Source organism: Parabacteroides sp. CAG:2 (assembly GCF_000436315.1).
In the GTDB taxonomy this organism is placed as follows: Bacteria; Bacteroidota; Bacteroidia; order Bacteroidales; family Tannerellaceae; genus Parabacteroides; species Parabacteroides distasonis.
Map to the genome: position 1 here is coordinate 89,118 of NZ_FR885273.1, position 17,381 is coordinate 106,498.

Annotated in this window: 15 protein-coding genes and 1 pseudogene; 6 read left to right on the plus strand and 10 right to left on the minus strand. The window is 43.2% G+C overall.

Annotation, left to right across the window (positions count from 1 at the left end; all coding sequences use genetic code 11):
• Positions 1–191 precede the first annotated feature (191 nt).
• From QVP94_RS04845 to QVP94_RS04890, 10 genes are all read right to left on the minus strand, one after another.
• Complete coding sequence (locus tag QVP94_RS04845; RefSeq protein WP_005855082.1) at positions 192–1,076, minus strand: MlaD family protein; 885 nt, start codon at positions 1,074–1,076, stop codon at positions 192–194.
• A 37-nt stretch (positions 1,077–1,113) separates the two neighbouring features.
• Positions 1,114–2,277 (minus strand): N-acetylmuramoyl-L-alanine amidase family protein, encoded by a 1,164-nt coding sequence (locus QVP94_RS04850; protein WP_005855080.1) that lies wholly within the window; start codon positions 2,275–2,277, stop codon positions 1,114–1,116.
• Between the two features lie 135 nt (positions 2,278–2,412).
• Positions 2,413–2,859 carry a 50S ribosomal protein L9 gene (gene rplI, locus QVP94_RS04855; protein WP_005855078.1) on the minus strand — a complete coding sequence of 149 codons (447 nt, stop codon included), beginning with the start codon at positions 2,857–2,859 and terminating at the stop codon, positions 2,413–2,415.
• Between the two features lie 21 nt (positions 2,860–2,880).
• Positions 2,881–3,150: a 30S ribosomal protein S18 gene (gene rpsR, locus QVP94_RS04860; RefSeq protein WP_005637107.1), complete on the minus strand. Its 270-nt coding sequence runs from the start codon at positions 3,148–3,150 to the stop codon at positions 2,881–2,883.
• Positions 3,151–3,152: 2 nt separating this feature from the next.
• On the minus strand, positions 3,153–3,509 hold the full coding sequence (gene rpsF, locus QVP94_RS04865) for a 30S ribosomal protein S6 (protein ID WP_005865478.1): 357 nt from the start codon (positions 3,507–3,509) through the stop codon (positions 3,153–3,155).
• A gap of 283 nt (positions 3,510–3,792) precedes the next feature.
• On the minus strand, positions 3,793–5,517 hold the full coding sequence (locus tag QVP94_RS04870; protein WP_005855072.1) for an FAD-dependent oxidoreductase: 1,725 nt from the start codon (positions 5,515–5,517) through the stop codon (positions 3,793–3,795).
• 3 nt (positions 5,518–5,520) lie between these two features.
• A complete protein-coding gene (locus QVP94_RS04875) occupies positions 5,521–7,293 on the minus strand; it encodes a RagB/SusD family nutrient uptake outer membrane protein (protein WP_005855070.1) in 1,773 nt (590 codons plus the stop codon).
• 10 nt (positions 7,294–7,303) lie between these two features.
• Positions 7,304–10,594, minus strand: coding sequence for a TonB-dependent receptor (locus QVP94_RS04880; protein WP_005855068.1), 3,291 nt, complete (start codon positions 10,592–10,594; stop codon positions 7,304–7,306).
• Between the two features lie 295 nt (positions 10,595–10,889).
• A complete protein-coding gene (locus QVP94_RS04885; RefSeq protein ID WP_005855066.1) occupies positions 10,890–11,870 on the minus strand; it encodes a FecR family protein in 981 nt (326 codons plus the stop codon).
• Between the two features lie 61 nt (positions 11,871–11,931).
• Positions 11,932–12,483, minus strand: a complete 552-nt coding sequence (locus QVP94_RS04890) for an RNA polymerase sigma-70 factor (RefSeq protein WP_005855064.1) — start codon at positions 12,481–12,483, stop codon at positions 11,932–11,934.
• A 381-nt stretch (positions 12,484–12,864) separates the two neighbouring features.
• Here QVP94_RS04890 and cbiB point away from each other — a divergent pair.
• The 6 genes and pseudogenes from cbiB to cobC all read left to right on the plus strand — a co-directional run bounded on the left by cbiB (position 12,865) and on the right by cobC (position 17,302).
• Positions 12,865–13,856: pseudogene (cbiB, locus tag QVP94_RS04895) on the plus strand (adenosylcobinamide-phosphate synthase CbiB).
• 10 nt (positions 13,857–13,866) lie between these two features.
• Entirely contained in the window at positions 13,867–14,436 is a 570-nt protein-coding gene (locus tag QVP94_RS04900; protein WP_022192098.1) for a S4 domain-containing protein, read from the plus strand.
• Positions 14,429–14,944 carry a bifunctional adenosylcobinamide kinase/adenosylcobinamide-phosphate guanylyltransferase gene (locus QVP94_RS04905; RefSeq protein ID WP_022192099.1) on the plus strand — a complete coding sequence of 172 codons (516 nt, stop codon included), beginning with the start codon at positions 14,429–14,431 and terminating at the stop codon, positions 14,942–14,944. Before QVP94_RS04900 ends, QVP94_RS04905 begins: the two co-directional genes overlap by 8 nt.
• Positions 14,945–14,974: 30 nt before the next feature.
• Positions 14,975–16,015 (plus strand): nicotinate-nucleotide--dimethylbenzimidazole phosphoribosyltransferase, encoded by a 1,041-nt coding sequence (cobT, locus tag QVP94_RS04910; RefSeq protein ID WP_005865457.1) that lies wholly within the window; start codon positions 14,975–14,977, stop codon positions 16,013–16,015.
• 1 nt (position 16,016) lies between these two features.
• Positions 16,017–16,766: an adenosylcobinamide-GDP ribazoletransferase gene (locus QVP94_RS04915; protein ID WP_022192100.1), complete on the plus strand. Its 750-nt coding sequence runs from the start codon at positions 16,017–16,019 to the stop codon at positions 16,764–16,766.
• A 2-nt stretch (positions 16,767–16,768) separates the two neighbouring features.
• Positions 16,769–17,302 (plus strand): alpha-ribazole phosphatase, encoded by a 534-nt coding sequence (cobC, locus tag QVP94_RS04920; RefSeq protein ID WP_005855050.1) that lies wholly within the window; start codon positions 16,769–16,771, stop codon positions 17,300–17,302.
• The last annotated feature ends 79 nt before the right edge of the window (positions 17,303–17,381 follow it).

The following is a 17,381-nucleotide window of genomic DNA, read 5'->3' on the forward strand; positions in this document are numbered from 1 at the left end:
AAAACCCTTTATTTTAGAGACCTCTACAAAAGCGTAAACGCTGACGTCCGGTGACGGAATAAGGCCTCAGGAAGTATCTATCTCACTTTACCTAAAGGCCTTATGCGTATAATCAGCAGGAGTCTCCTAACTTTTTGTCTAATTAGAATGATTCTAAATAACGTCTTTTATGCTATGATTTTTTAACATAATCAAAAAACAGAGAAATGCACGTATCTCTTCGGATTCTCCCGCAAATCAAGCAATAGCTTAGAGGCGTTGTCCATCGTGCTGTTCAGATTATCATACAATCCTTTGTCGTTTAACAACAAGCCGATGCTATTATCCGTCGAATTCAATTTATCCGTAGTCAACTTCAAGTTCGCCAAGGTCGCATTGATGGAATTGACCGTTGTAGCCAAATCCAATTCTTTCAAGTTGGCGCTCACCTCCGAGAAATTATCCGTCATCGTCTTCAAGTTATTCACGATACCCGGTACATCCTTACTCAACATCTGATTCAACTGACGGGTAGACACCTCTAGGTTGCTAGTCGTTTTTTCGATATGATTCAAGGATTGAGCCAAGGCCGGATGAGCGATCAAGGTTTGCAAGCTACCCAAGATCGTGTCAATCTTCGGCAAAAGGTTCTCAACGCTTGGCAAGATCTTCTCCTGTACGGATTGCATCATATCCTCTTCCATTCGTCCCTCAAGCGTAGAACCCGGCTTCAAAAAGTCATCCACGTAAGTGTTCAAATGGATATGCAACTCAGCTCCGCTTAAGAAAGTATTGACAACCGCTATATAACTTCCCTTATTCAGCCTCATCTTATCTTCCAAACTAACCTCAACGATGATCTTACCGGTCGTATCATAGTCATAAATAATATCACGAACCAATCCCACCTTAAAACCATCCACAAATACAGGGCTGGAAATCGTCACCCCCTTTACGTTGCTGAATGATACGTAGTAATGGTTCACCGGTTGAAACAGGTTAATACCCTTCAGATAATTAATGCCTAAATACAATAACGCCAGACTTACGATCGTCACAAGTCCGATCTTCGCCTCTTTAGTGAATACACTTTTCATTTCCTTTATTTATAATGTATAATTTATTCCTAAATCATTAATATTTCACCTTCTTCCCATCCTTAAAAGCGATGATGAAAGCATCTTTAAAATCTTTTGCGATCGTTCGGCGCATCTTCCGGATCGAGTTAAAATCCGAAGTCTCGCCATACGTGTATTTATAGATACCTTTCTCCACATAGAAATCCACGTTCTTGTACCCCTTAAATAACCGGGAGTTCGCAGGAAGCTTCTTATTGGAAGTCAAGAATTGTATCTTATATATAACCTTTCCTTTCGTGTTCCTGTTCACGGAAGTGGTAGAAGAAACTGAGGTTTTCTGTCTTGTGGCTTGCTGTTTTTTATTTAAGATATCAGCCTCGCTCCCCGGAGGCGGAGTTTTCTCATTCGCTACGGGAGCAACGACAGCTCCGGAAATATTTCCTTTACGACGATCGTAATTCTTCTTATATTTGCAAAAAGCATCGTACAACGCTTCCGCCAATTTATTTTGTCCGGCGGCGGTTCTCATGAACTGCTCTTCTTGACGATTCGAGATATACCCCAACTCGACCAGAACACTGGGCATGCTCGTTTTACGAAGCACCAAAAAACCAGCCTGTCTTACGCCACGGTCCACCCGCTTACAAGCCCCGAACGATTTCTGTATCTCGGAAGCCAGACTAATACTTTGCTCCATATGCTTATTCTGCATAAACTCGAAAATGATATAGGACTCCGAAGAGTTCGGGTCAAATCCCTCATACCGTTGTTGATAATTATCCTCCAACAAGATCGCTGAGTTCTCACTCATAGCCACCTCTAAGTTCTCTTCGCTACGGGCCAAACCCAGCGTATACGTCTCCGTACCTTGCACGGTACTTCCACGCTTTACGGCATTCGTATGGATAGACACGAAAAGATCCGCCTTATTGCGGTTCGCTATATTCGCACGTTCGTCCAACTCGATAAAACGATCCGTCTTACGAGTATAGATCACACGCACATCCTCCGCGTTATTCTCTATCAATCGACCCAATTTTAAGGCGACAGCGAGATTTATCTCCTTCTCATTAACATTCGCCCCTCTAGCTCCCGGGTCCTTACCGCCATGCCCAGCATCGATCACGACCGTAAAAGTCTTCTCTCTCGCCTGAAGTCCGGGCAAGAAAAAAAACAACGCAAATAGCAAGTTAATATATAGAAAAGACTTTTTGCTCACTTTCTAAAATTATTGCAAATTTGGAGACAAATGTAGCGCTTTTTTGCTGATTGACAGATATCTTTTTTTATAATTAAAACAAAAAAAGAGGGCAGTTTCGAAACTACCCTCTTTCATGATATATTAAAGTATCTATTATTCAGAAACAACCTCGAAAGGAACCTCAACGGAAACCTCTTTGTGAAGTTTCAAAACAGCCTTATAGCTACCTACTTCCTTAACAGACTCCTTGATATAGATAATCTTACGATCGATATTCTCGAAACCAGCCTTAGCCAAAGCCTCAGCAACTTGGATATTCGTTACAGAACCGAAGATCGTACCTGTAGAGCTAGTCTTAGCACCAATCGTCAAAGCTACACCCTCTAACTTAGCGGCCAAAGTCTGAGCGTCTTCCTTGATCTTAGCCAATTTATGGGCACGTTGCTTCAAGTTCTCAGCCAATACTTTCTTAGCAGACTCTGAAGCGATCACTGCCTTACCCGTGGGGATTAGAAAGTTACGTCCGTAACCGTCTTTTACTGTTACGATATCGTCTTTGTAGCCTAAATTCACTACATCTTCTTTCAAAATAACTTGCATATTCTGTCTCCTCTTAATTAATTATTTCATCAAATCGGTCACGTAAGGAAGCAAAGCCAAGTGACGAGCACGCTTTACAGCCTGAGCCACACGACGTTGGAACTTCAAGGAAGTACCAGTGATACGACGCGGAAGGATCTTACCTTGCTCGTTCAAGAATTTCTTCAAGAATTCAGGATCCTTATAATCGATATACTTGATACCGTTCTTTTTGAAACGGCAATATTTTTTCTTCTTAACGTCTACTGAAGGCGGAGTTAAATATCTGATTTCTGATTGAGTTGCTGCCATAATTAATTATTCTCCTTTACTGTTTCTTTAGATGATTTCAGATTTCTTCTCTTAGCTGCATATTCTGCGGCATACTTGTCTTGACGGAAAGTCAAGAAGCGGATCACACGCTCGTCACGACGGAAGTTCAACTCCAACGTAGCGATAACACTAGGATCTGCCTTGAATTCAACCAACTGGTAGAAGCCTGTTGTCTTCTTGTCGATAGGATAAGCTAACTTGCGCAAGCCCCAGTTCTCTTCATTCACGATCTCAGCTCCTTGAGCTTTCAGAAGGTTCGTGAATTTCTCTACCGCTTCCTTCATCTGAGCGTCAGACAAAACGGGAGTCAAAATGAAAACGGTTTCGTAATTGTTCATAAAACGCTGTTTAATATTGATTAATAAAAAATTTTTCGGTGCAAAGGTAGTGATTATTTCGTAACTGACAAACAAATACATATTATTAAAAAGAAAAAACTTTCTATTAACATGTTTTAGCAAAAAAATCCATACCCACTCATTCGGGATTCTTTTTGCCCGTCTAAAGGTAAAAACATTTTCTTGACATAAAAAGAAAAGAACCGTATCAACAAAACAAGAATTCATTTCTTGATTCCATTAATACGGTTCTCCAATCCTAATTTTTACCAACACACAATATTTACACAAGTTCTTTTTTCCATGCAATCTCGACTCCTTCTTTTTGAATCCATTGCTGGAAATCCGTTAGCATATTCTTATCGCTGCGAATAATACGAGCGGATATTTGCTTTTTACTGGCATAGGTAATTAATAAACCTACAGCTTCTCCTATTCCCCACTCTACTGGATGGGTACGATAACACCCATTTGTTATGTGAGTCGTCCCTATATTTTTACATGCAGGGAACAAATTATTTACCCGCTGTGGTAATAAAGCACCTAACGGTATTTGAAAACGAAGAGAGTTGAAATCTATATAATTGTCTCCTCCACAAGAAGGATGCAAATCTATATGATAATAACCAATACCAACACTATCATAAAATGCAGCAGCAGTTGTTTCTCCTGATATCAACTTCCTATTCTCTTCGCCCACATGCTCCTCTAAAATTCTAAATTCCGCTTTAATGCGGCGTGACTCCCTTATATAAGGATATTTAGCCATTCCATCTTTCGTACCAAGCAAATTTTTACGGAGCCTTAATCCCTTCCAACCAACACCACCATCTGGTCGTGGGGCTTCAGTCTGTAACCAATATAACAATGAAAGATTCAAAGCTTTTGCGGCATCCACATGCTTCTGAAATTCATTCTCGGGCACATCTATAATATTCCCTAACATATAATCATTCTGAGGCCAATTAACAAGAGTCGTGCTCCCTTGGTAAGTATCTGGAAGAAAATTATGCTGATCTATAATTCTACGATACATCCAAAAGTTAAAAGCATCCGTTGGTGTTCCATCAGGAATACAGACAGCATGATTAGGTTTTAATGTAGATGGTGTCGGATAGGTCATACTCAACAATTTACCTGGCCATGCAGGAGTTAAATTTGGTATATAGTTAGCCCAAAACGTATAATTATCTGGCTTATCGATCGTCCAATCTTCTCCCGGTATGTATTCCATCGCAAAACAAACAGTAAAAGCCTGATTATTCAAAGGATTTGACTGCTTAGCAGCATGCAGCTCTTTTGTATCTTCTTGCGACTCCGAACCTGTTACATATTCAGTCTTCGTCAGTGGTAGTAAATCACCACACTCTGTCGCATCCACAAAATAAGGAGCGGTCAAGGTAACAAGTTCTCCATTTTGTCTATCTCGTACAGTAACAGCTAACACTTCATCTCCCTGCACATCGGAACTTTGAGCCTTATGATTTAACAAAATTTGTAATTTTCCCGCACTAACATAAGGCATTAGCATTTCCATCAAGACCTCCACAGAAACCATCGGTTCATGGCATATTTTAGATACACCACCATTACCCGGATTTAGATATGGATTATTACGAGCCGCCTCTGTTAAATGATAATGATACCGATAAAAATCACGTATTTTATTTCTATACATTCGATAAGATGCGGTAGCTCCACCAGACTCAATCCATTTATGTTCGTCTGGCGGTACACCTTGCTGAGAAACCTGTCCACCAATCCAATCCGTTTCTTCCGTAAGAATTACATTCATACCATTTCTACAAGCGGCTAACGCAGTTGCACAACCGCCCATTCCTCCTCCAACAACCACAATATCAGCTTTCATTTCCTCTACTTTCGCTCCTCCTTCAATCGGCATGGAAGAGGAAATCTTATTCCCTTTTTGGCAAGCTGTCACAAGAGGAAGCAAAAGCGAGCTTCCTCCTGTCAATAAACTATAAGTCAAAAAATCTCGTCGTTTCATATTTTAATACCCTTTATTTTGAACTAATTTAGGATTACGATCCAATTCTTGTTGAGGAATAGGCCATAACTCAAATTTAGCATCCCAATAACGATTTGCGTCCCTTACTTTCAATTTCTCTTTATAAGACTCATAATCAGGAATATCATTTAAATCATGACGATCCGATTTCTTAAAATAAGGAATATCGGTCTCAGACAAACCTTTATAACGAATTTCCTCGATAGGACGACCATACATCGGTTTCTCATTTTCTAAATCCCCAATTCCCCATCTTCTCATATCGATCAGATGCAATCCTTCAATAGCGAATTCTACCTTACGCTCTCTTCTTACTAATTGACGCATTTTCTCTATATTTCCGATTCTATCAGCCGATACATTGGGCATCCCTACACGATTTCGTACTTGATTGATAGCGTCATAAACGCTCTGATCCAACTCCCCTAGTTCAATCTTCGCTTCCGCATAACCAAGTAAGATTTCCGCATACCGCATGATTGGTACATTTTGACTTGTATAGCTAATATTTTGAGATGTTTCTTTACTATATTTAGCTATAATATAACCACACCCGGCATTGGTAAAACTAGCCCAAGCTGCAGCGCTATTTATATCATCATTATTTCTAACCTCCCATTCACCAGTCGTATAATTATATTGTTGTGTCTCGTCATCATAGGCATTGATAATAACGGTATTCAAAGAACCATTATTACAAGTAGCTGTATCTCCATGCATCCATAAAGTAGCCTTGAAACGAGGGTCCCTGTTCTTTTGTGGGTGATGTACATCATATAGTGGAGATTCATCAATACGTTTCCCATCTATACATTCATAAGTATCTGCCAACAGCATACTCGGATGTCGAGACGTTTGTCCTTGCATACGAGAGACAAAACCAAATCCAGTCCAATTCCTGTGAACATTCGTACCATCAACATTATAGATCATCTCCAAAATCATCTCGTTTCGGACATCTGCTTTCGCCTGTCCTTCCACGACAAACAAATCCTCGTAGTTCAATGCCAGCAAACGTTTCCCGATCACTTTTGAGGCTGCTTCAGCGGCTATTTTAAAATATTCAGTACTTTTTCCTCCGAAATCTAAACTCCCCCCTAATAAAGCCATACGATTGATAAGACCATACGCAAATGATTTATCAACACGTCCTCTATCCATTGCGATCCAATCTAGATATTCGGTAGCTTCATTACATTCGTTTATAATAAAATCCAATATTTTAACCCTTGATGTTTTTTCCACCTCATACTGATCGGAAGTGGGAGGTTCTGTATAAAAAGGCACATCCCCCCATAAAGCGATTAACAGATAATAATAATACGCTCTTAACACACGGACCTCCGATACATACTGTAAAGACTTCTTACTAAGATCATCCATATTCGGCCTCACTCCTGTTAAAAATGCGTTTGCTCTCGCTACGTTCGTATAAAGTTGGGACCAGAATTTAAGTATATCGCTGTTATCCGCATTTAAACCACCTCCCGCACCAATCGTCGTATTCTCATTTCTTTCCAGAGCTAGCCCTGTATAAAAATCAAAGATTGTCGTATGGGCGAGTTCTCCTACAACCTGCATATATAAGTTCGAATATACACCAGTTGCCCCTTCTCTGATTGCGTTCTCATTTGTATAAAATCCCTCGTTTGTGTAAGACGGATTCGTATCTTCTACATCCAAAAAATCACTGCATGATATATTAATAAAAACAAGTAACACGCAAATCGTATAAATGAATCTGTATCTTTTCATAACCTTTCCTTTAAAATTTTATATCGACACCAAATGTATAAACCTGAGTAACCGGATAATAAGATGATACATCACCTTCAGGATCATATCCTTTATATCCTTTTGCTATTGTGAGTAGATTTTGGCCGCTTAGATAAAATCGCACATTACTAAGCCCTGATTTACCTAATATATTCTTAGGCAATGAGTAACCTACACTCACGTTCTTTAAACGCATATAAGCCCCACTCTTTACCCAAAAAGAAGAAGGAATATTATTCATGTTTCCTCCGCCTGAACCATCAATCAATAATAAAGGATATTCTGCATTTCGATTCTCTTCAGACCAAGAATCCAACTGATGTTCGTAAACAGTACCTCCCATCCAAAACGGCCTTGCTCCTGCTCCGTTAAAGAATATATCCCGTTTACCCACTCCTTGTAAAAACACATTAAAGTCAAAGTTATTCCATTCCGCACCTAGATTCAGACTAAAAGAATAACGTGGTTGTGGATCACCGATAATCGTACGATCCGCATCTGTGATCTGGCCATCAGGTACCCCTTCAGGGCCACTAATATCCTTATATTTTATATATCCGGGCTTTACATTATCTTTATTATTCCCATAAACTGGATAGTTATTAATCTCCTCTTTAGACTGGAAATATCCATCAGCCACATATCCATACCAAGAACTTATAGGGAATCCCTCTTGTGTCGTATTATTATCATTAATATACTTATTTCCATACAGATCCGTCACCTCATTTTTTACATCGGATAACATAGCCCTAATGTTATATTTCACTTTTCCTATCCGATCATGCCACATCACGCTTAAATCCCAACCGTTATTTCTCATATTGCCCGCATTCTCCCATGGAGAAGTCAAACCAACCGCATAAGTCACGGGAAATTGTTGCAACATATCGCTAATTTCACGGATGTAATAATCAAACGTCACATCCAAACGGGTATTAAAAGCGGTAATATCCAATCCAAAATCAAACTGCTGTGATTTCTCCCAAGAGATTTCAGGATTAGACAACGCATTGGAATAAATTCCTGTAGTATAATTTTTACTATCTCCAAACCAATACGAGGCATCCAAGGCTAATACAGACGCATATGGATAATAGTCCTTGAGGTCTTGGTTTCCTAAAGAACCATACGAAGCACGGATCTTCAAATTATCAATCGCATCTTTTAATGGATCGAAGAAATGTTCCTCTGATATTCGCCATCCAATAGACACTGAAGGAAAAAATCCCCAGCGATTTTTAGCAGTGAACCTTGATGAGCCATCGTAACGTCCGGTAAGTTCGATTAAATATTTGTCCGCAAAAGTATAATTAAAGCGAGCGAAATATGACATCATAGTCAATTTAGAACTATTACCATTAACCATAGAGGAAGAGGCATCCCCATGATTCATTTCCTCGTAGCCATCATAGTAATAATTATTACGTGAACCACCAAACGACTTATTTTTGAACTCATCGGTTTGAAATCCCAAAAAGCCCTTAAAATAATGCCTTTCATTGAAAGTATTTTCATAAGTCACCTGAGCGTTAAACTGGTTCTTAATCAACTGATACCACTCCTCATACCTAGATTTAGTCGTAGGATAAGTCATGATAAAATTACCACCCTCATAAGTATCATAGGTATTCTGAAACTTATCTTGTTTATTCTCATACCGCCTGCTGGCATAACTGGCCAAGATCTCCATACCTTTGATTGGTGTCAAAGCGAGAGTTCCTTTTACATCTATATCATTATTATCTACGACCTTAACCCCACCATCAATCGCTTGCGCTAACGGATTGATACCATTTTGGCCATTTCCCCAAGTTCCATCATTATTAACAGCCCCAAAAAGAGGTGTAAAACGCAACGTACTATTTATAATATTATTTGTTCCACTCGTCGGGTCTTTTTGAATGCTTCTACGGATATTCAGGTTTAAACCCGCCCTAAGCCACTCTGTTAGCTTAACGTCCGTGTTTGAACGAATAGCAGTACGTTTGAACGAATTATTTGGTATTAAACCATCCTCATAATTATAGGAAGCATTGACAAATGTCTTTAACACATCACTACCACCACTAACACTAAGTGAATGATTATGTGTTAACGTGATTTCATCAAATACTAAATCTTTCCAATTCGTATCATACCTATGAATATTATCTGCCCCAGAAGTTTTATAGGCATTAATTACCTCTTCCGAATATTGAGGGGCTTGATTATTATTAACGCACGCTTGATTGATAGCCTCCATATAAGTGACCGCATCTACGGGATTAGGAGTCGAGGTAGGCGTACGAAAACCTACATAACCATTATAAGAGACCGATAATTTATTTTCTTTAGCCCTTTTGGTTGTCACCAAAATGACACCATTAGAGGCACGAGATCCATAGATCGACGCTGATGCAGCATCTTTCAATACAGAGACAGACTCTATCGCATTCATATCGACAGAGTTCATATCCCCCTCAACTCCATCTATCAATACCAAAGGCTCACTATTTGAATTGATCGATCCCGTTCCTCGGATTTGGATGGAGGCCGTCGCTCCCGGAGCTCCGGAACTTTGGGTAACAACCATACCCGGTATCAAGCCTTGTAAGGCTTGAGATGAACTGGAAAGGTTTCGCTTCGTTAAATCCTGACTAGAAATACTTTGCACCGCTCCCGTCAGATTTACCTTCTTTTGTGTTCCATATCCAACAACGACCACCTCGTCTAAAGCTTGCGTATCCTCGCCAAGTTTAACGGAGAAATCGGTCTTTCCTGAGACCGATAATTCTTGCGTATTATAGCCGATATATGAGACTTGAAGAGTAGCATTACCGCTTACCTCTAACGTGAATTTCCCATCAATATCAGTGATAGTTCCGTTTGCAGTCCCCTTCTCCACAACATTTGCACCAATCACAGGGATACCTTGGTTATCGACAATCACACCCGATACTCTTTTTCTGTCTTTCGTGGTATCATCCGCTTTCTCCGGTACAATAAGTATGTAATTTCCATTTGTCTTATATGTGTACCCCGTATTCTTTAACAATTGCGATAAGGCCAACAAGACTTCCATTTCTTTTTGATCCATCAAGACCTTTCTCGACACATCCAATTGACTGTCATTATAGGCTATCTTATAAGTCGAGACTGACTCTAGTTTCTCAAATGCTTGTTTTAAAGAGATAAAACCGTCATGAAATGTCACTTTTTGCGCATCAATAGGCAAACTCCGAACCATAGCAAGACTCAAACAAAGAATAGTGATACATATAGATTTATTCCTGTTCATGCGATATTAGATTTTTTAGTTAAACATTTATATTTCCTTCTATAGTACGTACTCGTTATTAGGACAAGGAATACGAAGGATACACCTAACAGAATAAAGTTAACAAATGTAAAACACAGAACATTGAGTAATAGAAATTCCAAAGGACACAAACACCAAACTGTTTATCGAAAGCTCGTATCTATTGTTCAGCTCGACAAACAAACAGTGAGATAAAGTTTTTACTTCTAATTGGTAAACACACTCGTTTCTATATATACTTTCACTTTTAAAAGAAGACTAAGAAATATACATTTTAATCAATATAGACTCCATCCTCTTTGATCTGATACTCTAAACCAGGTACTATCTCCTTGAGCAGCATCATGATGTTCACCAATGACTCATTCTTATTGAAATGGATCGTAAGCCGGTTGGAATGATAAGCGGAGGTACGCAAATGCACCTTCACATTATAGACACGTTCCAAGGTTTTTAAAATATCCTCGAAAGAATCGTTGTTAAACAACAAGCCTCCCTCTTTCCATGCCGAGTAATCCGAGCCCACCACCTGCCGCACGTTCACCTTTCCCCGGGAAGGGATGTAGACAAGCTGCTCGTTAGGACTCAATATACATGGAGCCACCGAGGGATCATCAGGAAGGATCTTCAAGGAACCTTCCTCCAAGGTTGTCGTTATCTTCTCTTGGTCCGAGTAAGCGGATAAATTAAACTCGGTACCCAACACTTGTACCCGCATCGCTTTCGTCCGCACAATGAAAGGTTGCTCAGGACGTTTTCGCACCTTGAAATATCCCTCTCCCACCAGATAGATCTCTCGCTTATCCCCGATAAAGTCGGATGGATAAAGCAGCAAGGTACCGGAATTCAACCAGACCTCGCTACCATCGGGCAAGGTGATCCGCTCCCGCTTGCCGGAAGGTACGAACCGCTCCATAAAAGCGAGCTGCCTGACATCCCGTGCGTCTCTATATAGATAATAAGAAACACCCAACGACAACAAAGGGATCAGCCAGATAGCGGCGATACGCACCCATGCCGGGATACGCAGACAGGGACGGGGCCTCACGTCCAATGTATTCTCCAACCGGGTGAAAGCCATCTCGCTTCGTTTATCCGCCTCCGGAAAACCGATCTCATTCCAGATCTCCCGTAAAACCTCTTCCTTTTCCCGTTCGTCTCCCGGCTCCGCCAATCGTTGATGTACCCGATCCACCATCTCCCCGGAGAACGAATGATGGAAAAAGTATTTTAATATCTTTTTTATAGGACTCATTCCTGCTTTTCTATTTTATCTTGTTTATAGGACCTACTTTTCTCACTTTACCCTCAATTCATTAACATATCATAACAAGAAGGAAAGTCAATACTACGTTCCGCAATTCCCTTAACGCTAGATTCAAATGTTTTTCCACGGTCTTTTTTGAGAGTTGTAAATTCTCGGCAATCTCTGTGTTCGACAATCCCTCATTACGGCTCATCCGGTAGATCATCCTCCGCTGTGGCGGCATGGTCTCTACAATCATATCCACCAACAATCGCAAATCCTTAGCGACTAAATCCTCATAAGGCGTACTTCGCTCCTCGTCTTCCTCCGAAGCACTCTCCAAGCTCACGAGATTCACCCGGCGGGATTCGATATAATTGAACGCCGTATGCTTCGCCAGCACATAGAGGTAGGAACCGAACGTCCTCACTTCCGTGAAACGACTCCGATGCGTCCAAAGCTTTAGGAAAATCTCTTGGGTCAAGTCCTCGGCATCGCTCTCGGACTTCACGAGTCCCAGCACGAAATAATAGACTTTCAGATGGTAACGCATGAACAATTCCCGGAAAGCGGTATGATTTCCAGCGGCAAATTGTTCTAAAATGGATTTTTCATCTGTCATCTCGATTAACTCCTTTCACGATACGGTGGGAGCAAATAAAGTAATAATAACCGGCCGTAAGAACGCTTTTCTTGTTAATAAATACAAAATTGAAAGAAATCCCCCGTATATCAAGCCCTCCCTTCCCGAAGATTTAAGGCTTCTAAAGGCATCCTTTAGCCGTTTTCTCCGTACCTATTCATCTTCTACCATCCGTTGTATGATCATCCACCAACTGTTAGAAGATCATGCAACGGATGGTGGATGATCATACAACAGCTGATAGAATATGAAAGTCTACGCTCGAAATCCTTTAAATGTAGGTTTCTTTCGCCTAATGTGTGATGAAGAATCGCTTACCACTTCCTTATGTTCTTTTTTTTGTCTAAGTTTGTTCCTTCAATGACATTCAATATGTATTGGTTACATCATTCTATCAATTTACTCAAGATCGTGCCCTTTTTGGGCGGTTGGTTATCCGACCGGTTGCTGGGAGACCCGGAAGGTTGGCCCCATCCGATCGTATGGTTTGGCAAAGCGATCAGCGCCGGAGAGAAAGAGTTGAATAAAGGCTCCGAGCGGGTCCTAAAAGGCGGTATACTGGCAGTCATGCTTATCCTTGGCGTGTATTTAATCTGCGAGAGGATATTGTCGTGGGCTTGGATCATACATCCGCAGTTCAGTGGGTTGCTGACGGCTGTCGGCGTATTTTATTGCCTATCCGGGAAGACGCTTATTAAGGAAGTGAAGGCGGTGTTCGAGGCCGTGGACCGTAGCACGGAAGAAGGACGGCGGCAAGTGGCGCGGATCGTTGGGAGGGATACCTCGAACCTGTCGCCGCAAGAGATACGGGCGGCGGCGTTGGAGACCTTGTCCGAGAACCTGAGCGACGGCGTGATCGCCCCGATGTTTTGGTTCGCCCTGCTGGGGTTGCCGGGGATGATGGCTTACAAGATGGTGAATACACTGGACTCGATGATCGGTTATAAGAATGAGCGTTACCTAGAGTTCGGACGGATAGCGGCGCTAATCGACGATATCGCCAATTACATCCCGGCCCGCCTCACGGCCTATTTGATGTTGCTTGTCTCCAATAATTGGGGGAAAAGGGATTTCGTACGGCGTTTCGGCCCTGAACACGCAAGCCCTAATTCCGGTTATCCAGAAGCGGCCTTGGCGGCGGGTCCGGTTATCGAGTAGCGGCCTTGGCGGCGGTCTTGGACTGCCAGTTCGGGGGGACGCACGATTATTTCGGCAAACCGGTGGAGAAGCCTTATATCGGAACGAACGCGAGGCCTTTCACGACCGAGGATATGCGTATCGCCATTCAAGTGAATAGTAATACGGAACTGTTGATGGGTGTGATCGTCACCCTTATTTTACTAATAATATAATATTAATAATATGGAAATTAGATTAAACAAACTGATAAGCGAAGCCGGTGTTTGCTCACGCCGGGAAGCGGACAATTTCATCGAGATGGAACGGGTAACCGTAAACGGCAAGCAACCGCACGTAGGCCAGAAGGTCACGGCGGAGGATGTCGTATTGGTGGACGGTGAACGCTTGAACGTAGAGAAATATATCCGCCTGCAAGAGGAGGAGAAAAAGGAGGTGCAGCAAGAAAAAGAATTACTCGGCACGCTCCGGAAAGCGAAACCCGAGAACAAGGGAGGCCGTGAAGGCGCTAAAATGGAGAAGTTCGGAAAGTTCAATAAATACGCTGCCGCCCGTAAGGCGCAGAAAGTGGGAGGCTGGAAATCCAAGACCGCCAAGCTTACCGACGAGGAGAAGTTATTGCGGGATGCCTTACGCCCCAAGTTCGGAAAGGCACTGAGCAAATCGGCGGTGGCGCAGCGGATCGCCGCCAACCCGAAATCGGCCGCCCTTCGGAAGACGAGCAAGAACAATCCGATCAACAAGGCTAAACGTGCCGCCCACCGGAAAAACAGGAATCACGAAGGCGATGAGTAAGAAAGTGATCTTAGTGACTGGAGGACAGCGGTCCGGCAAGAGCGGGTACGCACAGAGGCTCGCCTTATCGCTGTCGCCCAACCCGGTTTACCTAGCTACCTCCCGCATCTGGGACGAAGAGTTCCGGAAGCGGGTAGAACGCCACCAGCGAGACCGTGGCCCCGAGTGGACCAATATAGAGGAAGAGAAATACTTGAGCCGCCACGATCTTACCGGTCGTGTCGTGGTGATCGATTGCGTAACCCTTTGGGGGACTAACTTCTTCTTCGACAATCAAAGCGACGTGGAATTATCTCTCTCCCTCCTCAAAGCGGAGTTCGATAAACTCTCCCGGCAAGATGCCTACCTGATCTTCGTGACGAACGAGCTGGGTATGGGAGGCGTGCCGATAGACGAGGTGCAACGTAAATTTACCGATATGCAAGGCTGGCTCAACCAATATATTGCCTCTAAAGCGGACGAGGTTGTCTTGATGGTCAGCGGAATCCCCGTCAAGATCAAGGAATAAGAACAACGACTTATATAAAATACTACTATCATGATACAATTTCACATCGAGGCCCCGGACAAAGGGCTGGAGGCCGCTTTACAAGACAAGATCGATAATCTGACAAAGCCGAAAGGCTCATTGGGAACGCTCGAGGCGCTCGCCCTGCAAGTGGGATTGATCCAGCAAACCTTATCGCCTGTCTTGCGTCATCCCGTGAACGTAATCTATGCATCGGATCACGGCATCGCCGACGAGGGCGTAAGCAAATCTCCCAAGGAGGTAACTCGCCAAGTGATCCATAATTTCTTGAACGGAGGAGCGGGAGTTTGCTACCTTGCCCGCCAGCATGGGTTTGAGTTGAAGATCGTGGATGGCGGCGTGGATTTCGATTTCCCCGTTATCCCCCAACTTATCGACCGCAAGGTGCGCAAGGGAGGAACCCGTAACTTTCTTCACGAGGCGGCCATGACCGTGGAGGAAATGGAGAAAGCCCTTCAATACGGAGCCGATATCGTGACGGATTGTTACAACGAAGGCTGTAACGTGATCAGTTTCGGAGAGATGGGTATCGGGAATACGGCGGCTTCCAGCATGTGGATGACTTGCCTCACACAAATCCCATTGATCGACTGTGTGGGGGCCGGTAGTGGACTGGACAGCGAGGGCGTACGGCATAAATACAACGTACTGAAACGCTCGTTGGAGAATTATAAGGGGGATGGAAGCGCCTTGGATGTAATGCGCTACTTCGGAGGGTATGAGATGGTTATGGCTGTAGGAGGCATGTTGCGTGCCGCCGAACTGAAGATGATTATCCTCGTGGATGGTTTTATCATGACGAATTGCGTATTGGTGGCTTCCCGCTTATATCCGGAGATGCAATCGTATTGCGTATTCGGGCATTGCGGCGACGAGGCCGGGCATAAACGGGTACTGGATTTCTTGGGGGCGAAAGCATTGCTCGATCTAGGGCTACGGCTGGGAGAAGGTTCCGGCTCGGTATGCGCTTACCCGATACTCGACTCCGCCGTTCGCATGATCAACGAGATGCATAGTTTCAAGCAAGCGGCAATCACCAAATATTTCTGATATGTTGCGGATACTCGCTGCGTTTATATTCTTTACTCGGTTACCGTTCTGGCGGTTGGCGGAGGTTCCGGCGGCCTGTTTCAAGAATATCGTGAGCCATTGGGCGTTGGTCGGTTGGCTGACGGCTGGTTTGTCGGTATTGGTATTGTACGCTACCTCCTTGATTCTTCCGCCATCCGTGGCGATCTTATGCGCCATGATTACCCGATTGCTGATAACCGGCTGCCTGCATGAGGACGGGCTGGCGGATTTCTTCGACGGTTTCGGCGGCGGCACGAGCCGGGAACGCATATTGGCGATCATGAAAGACTCGCATATAGGTAGCTATGGGGTAATCGGACTGATTTTCTACTTCGGACTATTCTACCTACTAGTAAGCAGTCTCCCGATCGAGCTAGCGGGATGTGCCATACTGGCTGGAGATCCTTTTTGCAAAGGCGTCTCCAGCATGATCATCAATCGCCTGCCTTACGCGAGGAAAGAGGAGGAAGCCAAGAACAAGACCGTATATAGCCGAATGACCTCTCGAGAATATGTATTTAGCATCATTTGTGCTTTCTTACCGTTATTATGGCTTCCCCAACCTGTTTACTTACTAGCGGGTATATTCCCGGTTATCACTTGGTACTTCCTCACCTCTTTCATGAAGAGAAAGATACAAGGATATACGGGAGACTGCTGTGGAGCGACTTTTCTTCTTTGTGAGTTAAGCTTCTATATGGGTTTCGTGATCATCTATCAAACTATATAATTATGGAGATTTATTTAATCAGACATACCTCTGTCGATGTTCCCGCCGGCTACGCCTACGGGCAAACCGATGTTCCATTGAAACCGACCTTCGAGGAAGAGGCGGAAGAGGTAAAAAAAGGCTTGAGCGATCATACGTTCGATAAGGTTTGGACAAGTCCCCTTACCCGCTGCGTGCGCTTAGCTAATTATTGCGGCTTTCCGGAGGCGGAGAGAGAAGACCGTATCAAGGAGGTGAATTTCGGGGAGTGGGAAATGAAGTCATGGAATGAGCTATCCTCCGATCCCCGCTCAGAGGCTTGGTTTAAGGATTGGGTTAATAACCCGACTCCAAACGGTGAATCCCTACAAGATCAATACGACCGGGTTAGCGACTTCTTGAATGAGCTTCGCAAAAGCGGGCTGCAAAAGGTATGCCTGTTCGCGCATGGCGGGGTATTGACTTGTGCCCGGGTCTACGCTGGCGAATATCCTTTGCAAGACGCTTTTAAGAACGTACCCTCTTACGGGGCTATCGTAAAATTAGTGCTGGATTAACCAAAATCCGGCACATTTCGAAAGGATAAGATGCGGCACGCCACATCTCTACAACGGCTGGTGTATATAACAAAAAAAG